The following is a 17,455-nucleotide window of genomic DNA, read 5'->3' as shown; positions in this document are numbered from 1 at the left end:
TTTTAGAGTTTAGATTTTAGAATTTCTAACTCATAACTCATAACTTTTAACTTATAACTCTTAAATTATGTTTAAAAAAATATTAATTGCCAATAGAGGTGAAATAGCACTACGTGTTATTAGAACTTGTAGAGAAATGGGCATTAAAACTGTAGCAGTATATTCTACTGCAGATGCAGAAAGTTTACACGTTAGATTTGCAGATGAAGCTGTTTGTATAGGACCACCAGCAAGTTCAGAATCGTATTTAAAAATGTCTAATATAATATCTGCAGCAGAAATTACAAATGCAGATGCCATACATCCTGGATATGGTTTTTTATCTGAAAATGCTAAATTTTCTAATTTATGTGAAGAACATAATATTAAATTTATTGGAGCATCAGGTAGAATGATTGACCAAATGGGAGACAAAGCAAATGCGAAATCTACAATGATAGCTGCTGGCGTACCTTGTGTTCCTGGTAGTGAGGGTGTTATTGTTGATTTTGAAGATTGCAAAAAAGTTGCTATTGAAACCGGTTATCCTGTAATGCTAAAAGCTTCTGCTGGTGGTGGAGGTAAAGGAATGCGTGCCGTTTGGAAACCAGAAGATTTATTAGATGCTTGGGATTCTGCAAGATATGAATCTAAAGCTGCTTTTGGTAATGATGATATGTATATGGAGAAGCTTATTGAAGAGCCAAGACATATAGAAATTCAAATTGTAGGAGATTCTTTTGGTAAAGCTTGTCATTTATCTGAAAGAGATTGCTCTATACAAAGACGTCATCAAAAATTAACAGAAGAAACGCCTTCTCCTTTCATGACAGATGAATTGAGAGAGCAAATGGGGACTGCTGCTGTTAAAGCTGCAGAATACATTAAATATGAAGGTGCAGGTACTGTAGAGTTTTTGGTAGATAAGCACAGAAACTTCTTCTTTATGGAGATGAACACGCGTATTCAAGTAGAACACCCAATTACTGAAGAAGTTGTAAATTATGACTTAATTAGAGAGCAAATTTTAGTCGCTGCTGGTGTGCCAATTTCTGGTAAAAACTACTATCCGAAAATGCATTCTATAGAATGTAGAATCAATGCAGAAGATCCTTATAGTAATTTTAGACCTGCTCCAGGAAAAATTACAACTTTTCATGCTCCAGGAGGTCACGGAATTAGAATAGATACACATGTGTATGCAGGATATATGATTCCGCCAAATTACGATTCTATGATTGCGAAATTAATTACGACTGCTCAAACTAGAGAAGAAGCAATTAATAAAATGAAACGTGCTTTAGATGAGTTTGTAATTGAAGGTGTCAAAACAACGATTCCTTTCCACAGACAATTAATGGATCATCCAGATTATATTGCAGGAAACTATACAACAAAGTTTATGGAAGATTTTGTAATGAAATAAGACCTTAGATTTTAGTTTTAATAAAGTAAAAATAGAGAATACAGTTTGTATTCTCTATTTTTTTTACCTTTAGGCTAAAAATAGGTTGCACTATGAAAATTGATGGAATAGATAAAACAACTGGAGATTGATAAAAGACCCAAGAACTCCAATTTTAAGCATCGCTAGAGAAGTTGGTATCTCTGGTACTGCAACTCATCAAAGATTAAAGAAGTTAGAAAAATTAAAGCTAATAGAAGGGTATAGCATGATTATTAATCCTAAGGCTTTAGGGTACAACAACTGCTTCTGTAGGAGTTTATTTAGATTCTTCTAGCCAACTATCTTCTACAGTTAAAAGAATAGAAGAAATACCAGAAGTTATAGAAAGACATTACACTACAGGTAATTTATACGATTTTAATAAAGGTGTTATGTGAAAGTAACGAAAATTTAATGTGTATTTTAAATGATAGCATTCAACCAATAAAAAGTGTTTTGAGAACAGAAACTTTTATCTCTTTAGACCAACAAATAAAAAGACAAATTAATACTTAGAATTTTGGAAACACCAAATTTAGATTACCTAAGACAAATCTCTGGAGGAGATATAGATTTTGAAAATAGCTTACTATCTATTTTAAAATTAGAGTTTCCTATTGAATACATTGTATTAAGTAATAATTTTAAGAATAGTAATTTTGATAAGGTTGCTTTAGATATTCATAAAATTAAACATAAGATAGGAATGTTAGGTATGCTAAATAGTGTTGATCTAGCTTCTGAATGTGAAAAGAATATAAGAAAAGGCAATACAGAACAATACAAAGATTTGGTTTTAATTCTAGAGAGAATTAACGTATATTTAAAAAATAAATAGTCCCCAATTAGGCCATGAATTGTATAATAATAGATGATGATACAGCTGCACGATTAATTATTGATCAGTTGTGTAAAAACACAGAGTTGGTTGTAAAAGAAGAATTCTCTTCTGCTATAGAGGCTATAAAATACTTAAATTCGAATAGTATAGATGTTGCTTTCTTAGACATTCACATGCCAACTTTTTCTGGTTTCGATTTTATTAAAACTTTAAAAACACCACTGAAAGTTATTCTTACAACATCAGATAAAAACTTTGCGTTAGAAGCTTTTGAGTTCGATTGTGTTGTAGATTATTTGGTAAAACCCATTGGAGTAGAGCGTTTTAATAAATCTTTAGACAAGTTGTTTGGTCTATCCCCAGCAAAATTAATTGTTGATGAAAACACCAATGAAATAGAAAATAAAGACTTTATTTTTGTTAGTATAGATAAACGTTTAGTTAAAATAAAAATTCCAGAAATTTTACTAATTGAGGCAAAAGGAGATTATATAAGCATTAGAACAGCACAAAAAAGTTATATAGTTCATTCTACTTTAAAAAAGATTGAAAAGAAACTCCCATCAGATTTATTTTTAAAAATACATAGATCTTATATCATAAATACTTCAGAAATTATAGATATAGAAGACAATAGTGTTTTAATTGAAAAGTACGTTATTCCTATTAGTAGGTCTCATAAACAAGAGTTCATTAAGAGATTAAATCTTTTATAGAAATCATTCATCTTAGAATTCGTGCCACTCAACTAAAACAACCCTTCATTTATCGAGTTTTTATTAATTAAAGAGCGTTCATGAGTATCTTTGAAGTGTATTTAGAAGTAGATAGATTTTTCATAAAAGATAGTTGAGTTAAAGTTTTATAGTGAAATACAATAATAGATTGGGGAATTTATGAGTTGTTTTAAAAAAGTCAAGATTAATTTTTTGACTTTTTTTTATGCTTTTTTTTTGAAAAAAGAACTGAATAACGTATAAAATAGTAATTATTTTCCTATAATATTTTTAGATTTATACATTAAACAATCTCTCAATTTTGAGTAGATCAAGGAAATATGGGGAGATCACGACGGGTTTAAAAGCAAAAAACCGTTGAAAATCAAAAGATTAACAACGGTTATTGTACTTAAGGCGGGACTTGAAACTATCTATTTTATCACTTATAAAAATGCCCTAAACATTACGAAATCCCTTTTTAATCCTATAAAGTTCTTTGTTTGTAATAGTATTCGGTTATTTAATGAAATTGCATAAAATGTAAATAGATTGAAATTTACCGTACAACAACCGTACAATTTTAATATATTTGTATTGTTCAAACTTCACACTATGGCAACAATCAATTTTTTATACCGTTCAACAAAAGAAAAAGCACCTTTAACTTTACGTCTATTGCATAGACAACAAGGCAAAGACTTTGTTTTTAGTTCTAAAACAGAATACAAGGTAGAGAAGAATTATTGGAAACTACACAATACTAATTCAAGAAGTCCAGAAATAATAAATAAACAAGCAGATATTAATGCAGATTTAAAACCAATCAGAGAGTACATTATAAATAAATTTGATGAAACAAAATTTAATTTAATTTCTAATGATTGGCTAAAAGAGCAAATCTATAACTTCAAACACCCAATAGAAGAAGAAGACAAACAAAGTGATTTACTAATAGATGCAGTACAAAGTATTATTGATGAAGCACCGACAAGAAAAAACTCAAAAGGTGGTATTGGTTTGTCTAAAAGTAGAGTAAATGCTTATACTTCATTAAAAAATATGCTTACTGTATATCAAAAGCAAAAGACTTTCAAAGTAAAAGATGTAGATGTAAAATTTGCAAAAGATTTTCTTAAATATCTACTCAATACAAAAAACTATCAAAAAAGTTATGCACTTAAAAAAATAGCAGATTTAAAAACAGTTTGCAACGATGCTTCATTTTATGGAGTTGAAACAAGTTTGCAGTTAAAAAAGATTGATAGTACTAAAACAAAAAATGAAAATATACTCTATTTAAGCAATAAAGAATTACAACAAATAGAAGATGTGATTTTATTAAGTGAGTCACTTAAGAACGCACGTAAATGGCTCTTACTAGGTTGCAACATTGGTCAAAGAGGCGGGGACTTGTTGCTGTTAGATGAAACTAACTTTATAAATAGAAGCGGTTTAGAGGTAATTGAACTAAAGCAACAAAAAACAGATAAAAACGTAACAATACCCGTTTTAGAAAAAACAAAAGATATCATTAAAAGTGGGTTGCCTTATAAAATATCGATTCAGAAATTAAATAAGCACATTAAGGAGATTTGTAAGATTGCAGAAATTAACGAACTGATAAAAGATAGCAAGATAACAGTAACCGAAAAGGGCAAAGGAAATAAAGAGAAAAGAAAAGTTAGCGGTATTTATCCTAAATGGGAACTAATGGCGTCCCACGTATGTAGGAGGTCGTTTTGTACAAACTTATACGGAATACTACCAACGCCCTTAATAATGAGTATATCGGCGCACAGTTCAGAAAAAATGCTACTTAATTATATTGGTAAAGATAGTTTAGATTTTGCCCAACAAATTGCAGATTTTTATACCTTACAAGCGTTAAAAGAGAAAAAAGAACCTCAACTACAAGTTATTAAAAATGCATCAAATCAATAAAATGAATTTTAACCTACCAATATTACCACCTAAAATAGATTTAGAAACATCAAAAATTTTTAAACAATTAGTTAAGGCTCATAAAAGTTTAGCAGAACTAAAAGGAACTGCAAAAACAATTCCGAACGAAAACATTTTAATTGATACGCTTACACTTCAAGAAGCAAAAGATAGTAGTGAAATAGAGAACATTGTTACTACGCACGATGATTTGTATAAAGAAAATATCCTAATTAAAAGTAAAAGTAGCAATGCTAAAGAAGTCTATAATTATGCACGTGGTTTGCGTTTAGGGTTTCAAATAGTACGAAAAGAAAAGTTGCTATTAAATAAACATATTCTAACAATCCAAAATGAATTATTAGAAAATAATGCAGGTTTTAGAACCCAAGCGGGTACAAAATTAGTTGATGGTTTTGGCAAAGTGGTTTATACGCCTCCACAGAATCCGAAAGAAATTTTAGATTTAATGGGAAACCTTGAAAAATATATTAATGATGATAGTTTTTCTGATGTAGATGCTTTAATTAAAATGGCAGTTATTCATTATCAATTTGAAAGCATACACCCATTTTATGACGGAAATGGTAGAACTGGGCGTATTATAAATATTCTCTATTTAGTACAAAAGGAGTTGTTAGATATTCCTATATTATATTTAAGTAGATATATTACTCAAAACAAAGCAGACTATTACGCCGTATTGCAAAATGTAAGAAGCCAAAACGATTGGGAAAGTTTAGTTTTATATGTATTAAAAGGGGTTGAAGTTACGGCATTGCAAACTATTGATTTGATTATCGAAATTAAAAAATTAATGCAATCGTACAAAAAGAAATTACGTACTGAATTACCAAAAATATATAGTCAAGACCTTTTAAATATTTTCTTTAAAAATCCATATACTAAAACAGATTTTTTAGTAACCGAACTACAAATAAGTAAAAGAACCGCATTAAATTATTTAGATGCAGTTACTAAAATAGGGTTATTAGAAAAAACAAAAGAAGGGAAATCTAACTATTATATTAATACTGGTTTAATTGAAGTATTAGTTAATAAACCCTAAAGAAATTAATTGCAAATATTTACCATGTTCTAATAACGTGGAAAAAAATGATGTAAAATTTACCACGTTATTAAAACGTGGAAAACTACATACATTATAAAGAACCTCAACTACAAGTTATTAAAACCGTATCAAAGCAATAAATACTTAAAACCCTATTAAGTATTTTTAAGATTGCTTTAGTATATTTACAATCTACCTTATTAGAACCGTTTAAAAATAGATTATTAATTATGAATGAAAAAGTAAAAAGTTTATATGATAATCTTAATCTAAAAACTACACCAAAGATTATTTTAGATTATTTTAATAGTTTAGGGAGCTCTAAAGATTTTTTTGGTTCAAAACCTTTAAATACACAATTTACTTTCAATAATCAGAATATTAATTTCTTTTATAATTATGGTGAAAAAAAGCATATTATGAGATTAATAGATGATGAAAAAATCTTAGATGAAGATTATAATTTATTAACGATAGATGTTTTTTATAATACCTATCTTTTAGAATATGGTAAGGGTTTTCAAAAGGGGTTTTATGAGTTTAAGAAAAGTTTAAAAAAAGAAAACTCTTTATTTACAATTAAGAATGACCAAATTATTCATAAAGTATTTTCTAAAGTCGTGCCAAATAGCGTCTTTAGAAAAGTAGTAGGAGGTTTTCCTATTAGTTTTATAAACTATAAAGAAATGATAGAAGTATACAAAATTCATCAAACTAAAGATTTAAGTTGCTTAAAAAAAGAGGCTTATTTTAAAAATGGATTTGAGGGTGGCGAATTTTACAAAGCTTGGTCGATTATATTGCACAACTCCACTCTTTTTGAAGATATTTTTAATAAACAATTTAAAGATAAAGAAATTGATAAACCTCAACTTAAAAATAAAGAAAATAACGCCCCTAAAAGGTTTGCTTATTTTGAAATAGGAATTTTAATAGCACAAGGAAAACTTTCTAAGGTAAAAGAGGGAGTTTTTATGTATAACAATAAAACATTTCAAAAAGCAGAACTTTTAAAAGAACTGGATTTAGATTTAAAAATAACTTCTTTTCGTCAATATATTGAGGGAACTTTTAAAGCATACCCTCATAATACAGACAGGTTAAATTTAAAAGGTTATAAAAGTAAAATGAAAAAGATTATTGAATACTGTAAATACCATAAAATTGATGTAACAAAAGAGTATCAAACCATTTTTGATAGTTTAGAATAGACTGCATAAACTTTGCACTTTCTTTGCACCGATGCACCTAAAAGTGCGGTTAACATAGGGATATTTTTGTGATGCAGAACTAAATACTGCATTACATTATGAGTCAAATTCAATTTATTTCGGTAACACCCGAACAACTTCAAAACGCAATTATTGAGGGCGTAAAAACTCAATTAGAAAGCTTAAAACTTCACTTTGAGCCAAAGCAACCAAAGACCTACTTAAGTAGAGCAGAGGTTTCTAAAATGCTAAACGTTTCTTTTGTTACGCTTAACAAATGGAATAAAACAGGACGTTTAAAAGCGGTCGGTATCGGTGGGCGCGTTCTTTACCGTCAAAGTGATATTGATAACGCAATTGTAGAAATTTAAACGGCTGAATGATGAGCAATAACAAATCAAACAGCCGTATGTCTTTTGAAAAAGGACAAGTCAAAAACACAACAAATAAAGCACGTTTAATTGCTTTTGTAGAACAAAGCGAATACATAGCAAAAAGTGAACAACCTATTATCTGTAAACGGTTTAATTTACCTTATTTAAAAGGGGTTTTTGCGAATGAGTATAGAAAACGTTTTTATAATTATCTATATTATACAACCACTACAACCGCAGACGTATTTAAGCAAACTAAAATACCCGAAAAGTTTCTTTGTCAAGCAAAAGCATACTATGAGAAAAAAGGCTTATTGCAAGTTTTATTTTCAGGTAGATGCCCAGTAACAAAGTCTAAGAATGTAAACTTTTTAAGTACTAATAAAAAACTCTTTTCAGATAATTATAATATAAAGTAAGGTTATGAACGACTTAACAAAAGTCGTTCCTATAACTGATTTTAAAGTAAGTGTAAAGCATCATTTTAATAGTTCTAAAATGGTGCCGAATGCACCGCTATTTAGTGAGATTTACAATTACTATTCTAATAAGGATAAAAATAGTATTCCAGTTAAAAAGCATCATACTTTAAGAACTTTATTAGAGCGATTAAATACTATAAAAACAAAACCCACTAAAAGCAACAGTATTGCAATTTTAAAAGGTTTATACAAAGGCGGTACAAGTGGCGAATACTGTTATAAAAGCGCGCCTTTCTTATTTTTTGATATTGACGTAAAAGATGACGAAAACACCCGTTTACAGGATGCAAAGCAAAATGCAGATGTATTTATGCAATTACAAAAAATAGCCGTTATGGTTTGGCGTTCAAATAGTATAAAAGGAATTTCGGGGGTTTTATACGTTCCACAATTAGCAGAGGTTTTAAATAATGATACCACCAAACATTTAAAAATAGGTAATGCTATTACAAATTATTTAACTAATATTTTAAATGTAGCTTTTGACAAAGCACAAAATAAATTTAGACAAGTTAGGTATTTAGCCTTGCAAACTGAAAAACGATTTATAAATAAGAATCCGTATGTTTTTGAATACGATGTAAAAGAAATAATAAAGGTTTCAAATACTGGCGTAAAACAATATAGATTTACAGATAATAGGGCGGTTTATGGCTCAATTAAAGAACAATTTAATACAAGTACTTCAATACATACAGCTTTAATAGATAACGTTTGTATTCAAGTAAATGATAATAGATATAAACATCCAAGTACAACCAGTAAAACAACGGGGGTTGTAGTAGACAACATCTTTTTTAATCATAGTAGTAGTTTTTCAAATTACAAAGTATTTACGCCCTTTGATTTATATTTAAAACTTCATTATGAAAATGATTACAAACGCTTTATAAACTACTTAAAAACAAAAGGATATACAGAGAATCAACCGCAACAAAAAGACTTTAAACAGGCTAAAAAGATGCTTGCATCTGTAACAGAAAACAGGGAGCAACAAATATTTACGGCGTGTTATGATTTAGTAAACGCAAACTACAAAGACAAGGTTAATTTTACCAATGATAACGCCAAAAATGATACTGAAAAATTATTGTTTTTTGATTATCTGAAGTTAAAACCGTTAACCATTAAATATGATAAAACTCTAAATATAAAAAGCTATGTTAGTGAACAGTTAAAAAATATTTTAGACTATTCAGATACTCATAATAAAACCATTTTAACCGCAGAAACGGGAACAGGAAAAACAACCGCTTTTTTAATGGATTTTACAAAAAACCGACCAAATAAAAGACTTTTAATTTTAGCACCGTTAACCGTAATAGTAGAGCAAACAAAAGCCGAATTTAAAAACATTACTACACTTACAGGCAATAGCACACCAGACGACCATATTAAAGCAAAAAAGGTTTCAATTGTTATGGCTACTTATGAGCAAGGTTACAAACACCTAAAAGACCCGAATACATTTGATTATGTTGTTATTGATGAAGTACACAATTTAATCATAGCAAACAGTTATAAACGTGAAACAATAAAGAACTTAACAAGTCTTTTAAACACTTACAACGTAATAGGACTTACAGGAACTACAAACCAACTTTTTAAGGCTATTGGTTACAAATTAGTGAATGTAAAAAAAGAAGATTTAAAGCGTGTTAATGTTTCTTTGATAGTAGATAATAGAACACCTATAAAAATAGCTTTACAGCACTTACAAAACGTAAAAGGTAAATGTATAGTAAGAGTAAACAGTCGTAAGGTTGCAACCGCTTTAAAAACAGAATTATTAAAAGCAAAGAGGTATAAGAAAAATGAAATTCTTATTTTAAATTCAGATAATCATATTAAAAAAAGTGAAGATTTTAAACAACTTACTACACAAAGCAAATTTAATAATGTAATAAAATTAGTACTTACAACTTCAATAATAGACGAGGGTTTAAGTATAAAACAAAGCGGGTTTACAGATGTTGTTTTTATTGAAACCGAATACAATCCAATGCCCGAATCTGTAAAGCAATTCTTTGCGCGTTTTAGGAATGAAGACGAAAACCGCAAAAACTATTTTTATTATAAGCAAACTAAAAACCAAACGTTAAAAAGTTGGAATCCTAACTATTCATTTTTAGAAACTAAAAAGAATTTAATTGTAGATGCCCAAAGCTTTAATGTAAACGATACAGACAAAAAAGATAGTACCAGTACTAAATATTTATACTATGAAAATAGTTTTGTAAACGATTATGCCCTTGCTTATGATATTTCAAAAAGCTTTTTTAGTATGATGACAAAACAGGAATACATCCATTTTTTAGAATTAAATTATAACATCAATATCATAGAAAACAAAAACCATATTCGCGTTGATTTTGATACAGCCGAAAGCAAAGACCAAAGCGAACAAAATAAAATACTTATTGCTAATAACTGGCGCAATAATAAAGACGAGGTTTTAAGTGTGTTACGTCAAATTACAAATAATTTAGAGTTGAAAAAATCTATTACTTACTTAGGTTTAAATCCTAAAGATGAAATTTATAATTTAGTAAGCGACAATTTAAAAATGTTTGAAGATTTGCAAAGAAATAGCGAACATTTAGAAAGTTTGGGCGTTTCTGATATTGATAGTATTTTAATTGATACAACCAAATTAAAGCCTATTGATTTAAGAACTATAAACCGTAAAATTAAATTGTTTCAAAATATTGATACCATAAAGAACCCTAAAACAAAAACAGATGAAAAGAACAAAACCAAACTTCTAAAGTTTCTTGCTGAAGCAAAAAAACTAAAAATAATAAATAAAACGACCTTGTTTAAAGAATGGAATAAACTAAGATGCAACAGTAAAAATCCGAGTTATTACAACCTAATAGATTTGTTAGAATGGCAAGAAATTGAAAGTAAAAATACAGCGTAAAACATCTTTGTTATTATAAGGAATATAAATAGATGTTAGAATCTGTTAACTCTTATAAATAAGGGCATAAAAAGGAATTTGCTACAAAATTTTAAGAGTACTAAACTTTGTGAAAACAGCATAAAAAAAGGCTACCAAAAGGCAACCCTTAGAACCGTTCAAAGTTCAATAATAAGTTAATTATTATCAATGTAAATATAGTAATTTAATAGTTTAATTTCAATTAATAAAATCAATAGTTGATTTGTATTGAATAATCTAATAGTTAGATTTTCGCAAAACATAAAAAGGACACTATAAAAAGGAGTACTAAAGTTTAATTTATTGCAAAATTCCCTAAATATTTAGGTTTTAAAAAAAAAATACGATGCCAAAAAAAATTACATTCCCTTATTTATTTGATGAAAGCAAAAGTTTATCTGTAACAGATTTAAAAAAATGAATTACTTCAGACCAAATAAAAAGACTGGCGGAACTATCAACTGGACAATGCGGGGCGAAAATAGTGGAAGTATAAGTATTAAGGTTACTATAAGTGATGAAAATAAATATATTGATTTTGATTACAGTTGCAATAAACAAGATTATAATTATAGGATTTATTTAGTATCTGTAAAATCTAATTTAAACAAAGGAGTAATTTTATACTTTAAATGTAATTTTACAGGTATAAGATGCAGAAAGCTTCATTTAGTCAACGGTAGATTTCAACATAGAACAGCGCAAAAAAACGGAATGTATTCAACACAAACCAAAAGCAAGAAATGGCGACAAATAGAAAGGGGTTTTGGCAGTTACTTTGACAAGGATAAAATCTATGCAGAACTTTACAGCAAACATTTTAGACAATCTTACAACGGTAAACCAACAAAAAGGTATTTAAAGTTGATAAATAAATTAAAGGAGGTTGACAAGGTAGATCCGAATGATATTGAAAGGTTGCTACTATCTAAATAAATGAATAGTGAGATTATTGAAAACCGTAAAAAACATTAAAATATTGATTGTAAGTTTGTGAAAAAATATAAATAATGTAAATTTACATTTAAAGCTTATAAAAAAAAATCTTAAAATTATGGAAAAAGAAGAAAAAAAATTAACTCCTGAAGAAGTACAATTAGAACTTTTAAGCATTTCTAAAGACAATAATAAAAAATTTGAATCAATGAGAAAAAACATTCAATTTATTGTTTGGTATTTAATTATTTCTATAATAGTTACATTTTGCTATTTAGCCGTTTTTTATGGCAAAACAGGAGCGTTTAGGGCGTATTAATTTTTTTTAAAACATATTATCTTTTAAATAGTTGCTAAAAAAAAGGCTATCAAAAGGCAACTTTAGAACCGTTCAAAGTTCAATAATATTTTAACATATCATTACTGTAATGATAATAAATTAAAACAAAAAAGCTGGCAATTTTGAAAGCCTATAAAAAATTAATAATTGATTTTTAAAACCTAAAAAGTGACACTATAAAAAAGAGGGGGCAATTTTTTTTCGCACGGTAAAAAGGGCGTTTTCGGAAACCATAAAAAGAAAGTTGTAAGGTTTGTCTATCTATTGGTGCATTATGGATAAAATCATACGAATTGAACGCCTTAAAGGAAAAAGTTCGTTGGTATCTGTTCGCGCGCGTGCATCGTTTTGAATAATCAATACTTTTTCAAATGTAAGAATAAGTTTAAATAACTACATTTTAAAAAATGGTTGGCAAGATGAAGTTTATAAAAGCAAAAAACCGTTGAAAATCAAAAGATTAACAACGGTTATTGTACTGAAGGCGGGACTTGAACCCGCACGGCCATTACTGACCACTGGATTTTAAGTCCAGCGTGTCTACCAATTCCACCACTTCAGCATTGGTATGCTATTTCATAATTAGAGCGAAAGACGGGATTTGAACCCGCGACCCCCACCTTGGCAAGGTGATGCTCTACCCCTGAGCTACTTTCGCAGTCAATGTTTATGAACTTAGCTCCTCTTCAAGGACTCGAACCTTGGACCCTCTGATTAACAGTCAGATGCTCTAACCAACTGAGCTAAAGAGGAGTTTGCTACACTATTTGTGTTTAGCGACTGCAAAGATACATCTATTTTTGACTTCTCCAAACGTTTTTCAAAAAAAAAGTTATTTTTTTTTCATTTTAATAATTTGGGAATAAATTCTTCTTTAAATTTCAAAATATTGTATTTTTGCTATGAGAATATGCTTACAATAAAAAGCACAAACTAAAATATGGACAAATTTTCGTTCTTAAACGCGGCACATACAGGCTTTATAGCCGATTTATACGATCAATACTTAATCAATCCTGATGGGGTGGAACCAAGTTGGAGAAGCTTTTTTCAAGGATATGACTTAGCTAATGAAAATTATTCTTTTTCTGACGAAGAGGTTTCTACTGAAATTCCGCAGGAAGTAAAAAAAGAATTTTTGGTGGTAGACTTAATAAACGGCTACAGAACACGTGGTCATTTATTCACAGCAACAAATCCTGTTAGAGATAGGAGGCAATATCAACCAACTTTAGAACTAGATAATTTCGGTTTAACCGAAAACGATTTAGAAAAAGAGTTTTCGGCTGGTGATGTTTTGGGTCTTGGTAGGGTTAAACTTTCTGTGATAATCAATCACTTAAAAAGCATTTATTGCGACTCGATCGGGGTAGAATATATGTACATGCGTAATCCAGAAAAATTAAAGTGGTGGCAAAATCGTTTGAATGAAAACGATAATCATCCTAATTATTCTGTAGATTCAAAAAAATATATACTTTCTAAATTAAATCATGCGGTAACTTTCGAAAGTTTCTTGCAAAAAAAATATGTTGGTCAGAAGCGTTTTTCATTAGAAGGTGGTGAAGCTTTAATTCCTGGGATTAGTGTTGCTTTAAGAGAAGCAGCAGAAAACTACGGAGTAAAAGAATGTGTTTTAGGAATGGCACATAGAGGGCGTTTAAACACTTTAGTAAACATCTTTAAAAAACCTGTAAGAGACTTATTTAGTGAGTTTGAAGGGAAAGATTTTGAAGATGATGATATCGATGGAGATGTAAAATACCACTTGGGTTTAACGTTAAGCAAAACCTACAGAGATGGTAATGAAATTAAAATGAACTTAGTTCCTAATCCGTCTCACTTAGAAACGGTTGCAGCAGTTGCAGAAGGAATTACAAGAGCCAAGATAGATAGGAAATACAACGGAGATTCTAGTAAGATTTTACCGATTATAATTCATGGAGATGCGGCAATTGCTGGTCAAGGTATTGCTTATGAAATAGTTCAAATGGCAAAACTAAATGGTTATAAAACTGGTGGAACCATTCATATTGTGGTAAACAATCAAGTTGGTTTTACAACCAATTATTTAGATGCTCGTTCAAGCACCTACTGTACAGATGTTGGTAAAGTTACTTTATCGCCTGTTTTACATGTAAATGCAGATGATACAGAGGCTGTCTGTCATGCAATGCAAATGGCACTAGCATTTAGAATGAAGTTTAAATCTGATATTTTTATAGATCTTTTAGGATATAGAAAATATGGGCATAATGAAGGTGATGAACCTCGTTTTACCCAACCAAAATTATACAAAGCCATAGCTAAACATCAAAATGTAAAAGATATTTATGCTGAAAAGTTATTGAAAGAAGGAAGTATCGGTAAAAATCATTTAGCTGAAATTACTTCTGAATTTAAGGAAATGTTAGAGAGAGAATTCGATTTGTCTAAAGAAGATAAAACTTCTAAAGTAAGAGAATTTATGAAATCTACATGGGAAGGTTTTGAAAGAGAAGACCTCGAAGCGATGCTAGAGCCTGTAGATACTAGTTACAAAGCAGCACAATTAAAACATATTGCAAAAGTAGTTTCTACGGTTCCTGAAGGTGTTCAATTTTTAAGAAAAGCAGAACGTATTTTAGAAGGTAGAGCGAAAATGACATTCGAAACCAATAAATTAGATTGGGGAATGGCAGAGAATTTAGCGTATGGTTCTTTAATGGAAGAAGGATTTAACGTTCGTATATCTGGACAAGATGTAGAAAGAGGAACTTTTTCTCATAGACATGCTATTCTACGTGATGAAGTTACCGAAGAAAGAATTAATTTACTAAACACAAACCCCGAGAATAAAGGGAAAATGTTTATTTACAACTCTTTATTATCTGAATATGGTGTTTTAGGTTTTGATTATGGATACGCCATGGCAAATCCGAATACATTAACTATTTGGGAAGCGCAATTTGGAGATTTCTCAAACGGAGCTCAGATCATATTTGATCAATATATTTCTGCAGCAGAGGACAAGTGGAAATTACAAAACGGTATTGTAATTTTATTACCTCATGGATATGAAGGACAAGGTTCTGAACATTCATCTGCAAGAATAGAACGTTATTTACAATTGTGTGCAATCGATAATATGACGGTTGCAAATTGTACTACGCCAGCCAATTTCTACCATTTATTGCGTAGACAAATGAAACGCGATTACAGAAAACCATTAATTGTATTTACACCTAAAAGTTTATTGCGTCATTCTAAAGTAGTAAGTACAGTAGAAGAATTAGCTACAGGCGAATTTCAAGAAGTTATAGACGATACGCTAAACCCAGACACTGTAAAGAAACTAGTTTTCTGTATGGGGAAATTCTACTATGACTTATTAGAAGAAAGAGAAATTTTAGGAAGAGAAGATGTTGCTTTGGTAAGAATTGAGCAATTATTTCCTTTACACTTAGAGAAAATTCAGAAAGTTATAGACAGGTATCCGAATGTAGAAAATTACATTTGGGCACAAGAAGAACCTAGAAATATGGGGGCTTGGAGCTTTATGTTAGAACGTTTCGATTTGGTGAAATTAAATGTACGTTCTCGTAAATATTACGCAGTACCAGCAGCAGGTTCTAGTACACGATTCAAAAAACGTCATAAAGCCGTTATTGATAGTGTTTTTAATGATAATGAGTAAGCGCGTTAAGGATTTCCACCGTTCAGCTACTTTTTTGTAGCTTTAACCTTTTAATTGTCTATATAAATAGGCATCATTGCGAGGAACGAAGTAATCTGTTTTTGATTAAGAGATTGCCACAGTTTTCAAAAAAGAAAACTTCGCAATGACAAAAAGTTAAAAGATATAGTGAAAAGCCTGTTTAAACGCCTAAAAAATAAAAATTTTAATTAAATTTAGATACTGAAACAAGTTCAGTGCAAGTAAAATAAGAAACCATGAGTGTTTTAGAAATGAAAGTTCCTTCTCCGGGAGAATCGATTACAGAAGTAGAAATTGCAACTTGGTTAGTTGAAGATGGGGATTATGTTGAGAAAGATCAACCAATTGCAGAAGTAGACTCAGACAAAGCAACTTTAGAATTGCCAGCTGAAGAAAGTGGAATTATCACTTTAAAAGCAGAAGAAGGTGATGCTGTAGAAGTTGGTGCTGTGGTATGTTTAATAGATACTAGTGCAGCGAGACCAGAAGGTGATGCGCCGGCAAAAACAGCAGCTCCAAAAGAAGAAAAGAAAGTTGAAGTAAAAGAAGCTCCTAAAGCAGCAACGTATGCTACAGGAACTGCTTCACCTGCTGCTAAAAAAGTTTTAGCAGAAAAAGGAATGGACTCTTCTTCTATTAAAGGAACAGGAAAAGATGGTAGAATTACCAAAGACGACGCTGTAAAAGCAGTGCCTTCTATGGGAACTCAGCCAGCAAATGGAACGCGAGGAACAGAGCGCAAGAAAATGTCTATGTTGCGCAGAAAAGTTGCAGAACGTTTGGTTGCAGTTAAAAATGAAACTGCGATGTTAACTACTTTTAACGAAGTAAATATGCAGCCTATTTTCGACTTGCGTAAACAATTTAAAGAAGACTTTAAAGCAAAACATGGGGTTGGTTTAGGGTTTATGTCTTTCTTTACTTTAGCTGTAGTTAGGGCTTTAAGAATGTATCCGGATGTGAATTCTATGATTGATGGAGATTTTCAGATAAAGCAAGATTTTCAAGATATTTCTATAGCAGTTTCTGGACCAAAAGGTTTAATGGTTCCTGTAATTAGAAATGCAGAAAACTTATCTTTTAGAGGTGTAGAATCTGAAGTAAAACGCTTGGCAATTAGAGCTAGAGATGGGCAAATTACAGTAGATGAAATGACGGGTGGAACTTTTACAATTACCAATGGTGGTGTGTTTGGTTCTATGTTGTCTACACCAATTATAAATCCTCCTCAAAGTGGAATTTTAGGAATGCACAATATTGTAAACAGGCCAATGGCCGTAAATGGTGGTGTTGTAATTCAGCCAATTATGTATGTTGCGTTGTCTTATGATCACAGAATTGTAGATGGTAGAGAATCTGTTGGTTTCTTAGTTGCTGTTAAAGAAGCTCTAGAAAACCCTACAGAATTGTTGATGGACAACAATCCTACAAAAGCATTAGAAATGTAAATTTAGATTGTTTCAGTTTTAGAC

At 30.2% G+C, this 17,455-nt stretch carries 13 protein-coding genes, 3 tRNA genes and 1 pseudogene; 14 read left to right on the top strand and 3 right to left on the bottom strand.

Features of this window, described 5'->3' with window-relative positions; translation table 11 throughout:
* The first annotated feature begins 67 nt into the window (after positions 1-67).
* From accC to ES045_RS10575, 12 genes and pseudogenes are all read left to right on the top strand, one after another.
* Entirely contained in the window at positions 68-1,405 is a 1,338-nt protein-coding gene (gene accC / locus ES045_RS10630; protein WP_147116266.1) for an acetyl-CoA carboxylase biotin carboxylase subunit, read from the top strand.
* 92 nt (positions 1,406-1,497) lie between these two features.
* Positions 1,498-1,942 (top strand): annotated as a pseudogene (locus ES045_RS10625) (Lrp/AsnC ligand binding domain-containing protein).
* Between the two features lie 4 nt (positions 1,943-1,946).
* Positions 1,947-2,264: an Hpt domain-containing protein gene (locus ES045_RS10620; protein WP_147116265.1), complete on the top strand. Its 318-nt coding sequence runs from the start codon at positions 1,947-1,949 to the stop codon at positions 2,262-2,264.
* A gap of 14 nt (positions 2,265-2,278) precedes the next feature.
* On the top strand, positions 2,279-2,983 hold the full coding sequence (locus tag ES045_RS10615; protein WP_147116264.1) for a LytR/AlgR family response regulator transcription factor: 705 nt from the start codon (positions 2,279-2,281) through the stop codon (positions 2,981-2,983).
* Positions 2,984-3,598: 615 nt separating this feature from the next.
* On the top strand, positions 3,599-4,927 hold the full coding sequence (locus tag ES045_RS10610; RefSeq protein WP_147116263.1) for a tyrosine-type recombinase/integrase: 1,329 nt from the start codon (positions 3,599-3,601) through the stop codon (positions 4,925-4,927).
* A 1-nt stretch (position 4,928) separates the two neighbouring features.
* The gene (locus ES045_RS10605) at positions 4,929-5,996 is read left to right on the top strand and encodes a Fic family protein (protein ID WP_147116262.1); all 1,068 of its coding nucleotides are present in this window, start codon (positions 4,929-4,931) and stop codon (positions 5,994-5,996) included.
* A 233-nt stretch (positions 5,997-6,229) separates the two neighbouring features.
* The gene (locus tag ES045_RS10600) at positions 6,230-7,210 is read left to right on the top strand and encodes a hypothetical protein (RefSeq protein ID WP_147116261.1); all 981 of its coding nucleotides are present in this window, start codon (positions 6,230-6,232) and stop codon (positions 7,208-7,210) included.
* Between the two features lie 98 nt (positions 7,211-7,308).
* Complete coding sequence (locus ES045_RS10595; RefSeq protein WP_147116260.1) at positions 7,309-7,581, top strand: helix-turn-helix domain-containing protein; 273 nt, start codon at positions 7,309-7,311, stop codon at positions 7,579-7,581.
* Positions 7,582-7,592: 11 nt separating this feature from the next.
* Positions 7,593-8,003, top strand: coding sequence for a hypothetical protein (locus ES045_RS10590; RefSeq protein ID WP_147116258.1), 411 nt, complete (start codon positions 7,593-7,595; stop codon positions 8,001-8,003).
* Positions 8,004-8,007: 4 nt separating this feature from the next.
* Positions 8,008-10,989 (top strand): DEAD/DEAH box helicase, encoded by a 2,982-nt coding sequence (locus ES045_RS10585; RefSeq protein ID WP_147116256.1) that lies wholly within the window; start codon positions 8,008-8,010, stop codon positions 10,987-10,989.
* 438 nt (positions 10,990-11,427) lie between these two features.
* Positions 11,428-11,946: a hypothetical protein gene (locus ES045_RS10580; protein ID WP_147116254.1), complete on the top strand. Its 519-nt coding sequence runs from the start codon at positions 11,428-11,430 to the stop codon at positions 11,944-11,946.
* 118 nt (positions 11,947-12,064) lie between these two features.
* On the top strand, positions 12,065-12,265 hold the full coding sequence (locus ES045_RS10575) for a hypothetical protein (protein WP_147116252.1): 201 nt from the start codon (positions 12,065-12,067) through the stop codon (positions 12,263-12,265).
* 497 nt (positions 12,266-12,762) lie between these two features.
* Here ES045_RS10575 and ES045_RS10570 read toward each other — a convergent pair.
* The 3 genes from ES045_RS10570 to ES045_RS10560 form a co-directional block, all read right to left on the bottom strand.
* Positions 12,763-12,848: transfer RNA gene (locus ES045_RS10570), tRNA-Leu, on the bottom strand.
* Positions 12,849-12,872: 24 nt separating this feature from the next.
* Positions 12,873-12,944, bottom strand: a tRNA-Gly gene (locus ES045_RS10565).
* A 21-nt stretch (positions 12,945-12,965) separates the two neighbouring features.
* Positions 12,966-13,039, bottom strand: a tRNA-Asn gene (locus tag ES045_RS10560).
* Between the two features lie 187 nt (positions 13,040-13,226).
* On the opposite strand from ES045_RS10560, the gene ES045_RS10555 reads away from it, so the two are divergent.
* Together ES045_RS10555 and odhB are read left to right on the top strand one after the other, a co-directional pair.
* Positions 13,227-15,962, top strand: coding sequence for a 2-oxoglutarate dehydrogenase E1 component (locus ES045_RS10555; protein WP_147116251.1), 2,736 nt, complete (start codon positions 13,227-13,229; stop codon positions 15,960-15,962).
* A gap of 257 nt (positions 15,963-16,219) precedes the next feature.
* The gene (odhB, locus tag ES045_RS10550; protein WP_147116249.1) at positions 16,220-17,431 is read left to right on the top strand and encodes a 2-oxoglutarate dehydrogenase complex dihydrolipoyllysine-residue succinyltransferase; all 1,212 of its coding nucleotides are present in this window, start codon (positions 16,220-16,222) and stop codon (positions 17,429-17,431) included.
* Positions 17,432-17,455 lie beyond the last annotated feature (24 nt).

Source organism: Polaribacter sp. IC073 (genome assembly GCF_007997075.1).
Classification (GTDB): domain Bacteria; phylum Bacteroidota; class Bacteroidia; order Flavobacteriales; family Flavobacteriaceae; genus Polaribacter.
This window is presented reverse-complemented; position numbering and strand designations above follow the sequence as displayed.

Coding starts and splice junctions, on each gene's coding strand:
- accC (WP_147116266.1), top strand. CDS start 68: ATGTTTAAAAAAATATTAATTGCCAATAGAGGTGAAATAGCACTACGT.
- ES045_RS10615 (WP_147116264.1), top strand. CDS start 2,279: ATGAATTGTATAATAATAGATGATGATACAGCTGCACGATTAATTATT.
- ES045_RS10610 (WP_147116263.1), top strand. CDS start 3,599: ATGGCAACAATCAATTTTTTATACCGTTCAACAAAAGAAAAAGCACCT.
- ES045_RS10605 (WP_147116262.1), top strand. CDS start 4,929: ATGAATTTTAACCTACCAATATTACCACCTAAAATAGATTTAGAAACA.
- ES045_RS10600 (WP_147116261.1), top strand. CDS start 6,230: ATGAATGAAAAAGTAAAAAGTTTATATGATAATCTTAATCTAAAAACT.
- ES045_RS10595 (WP_147116260.1), top strand. CDS start 7,309: ATGAGTCAAATTCAATTTATTTCGGTAACACCCGAACAACTTCAAAAC.
- ES045_RS10590 (WP_147116258.1), top strand. CDS start 7,593: ATGAGCAATAACAAATCAAACAGCCGTATGTCTTTTGAAAAAGGACAA.
- ES045_RS10585 (WP_147116256.1), top strand. CDS start 8,008: ATGAACGACTTAACAAAAGTCGTTCCTATAACTGATTTTAAAGTAAGT.
- ES045_RS10580 (WP_147116254.1), top strand. CDS start 11,428: ATGAATTACTTCAGACCAAATAAAAAGACTGGCGGAACTATCAACTGG.
- ES045_RS10575 (WP_147116252.1), top strand. CDS start 12,065: ATGGAAAAAGAAGAAAAAAAATTAACTCCTGAAGAAGTACAATTAGAA.
- ES045_RS10555 (WP_147116251.1), top strand. CDS start 13,227: ATGGACAAATTTTCGTTCTTAAACGCGGCACATACAGGCTTTATAGCC.
- odhB (WP_147116249.1), top strand. CDS start 16,220: ATGAGTGTTTTAGAAATGAAAGTTCCTTCTCCGGGAGAATCGATTACA.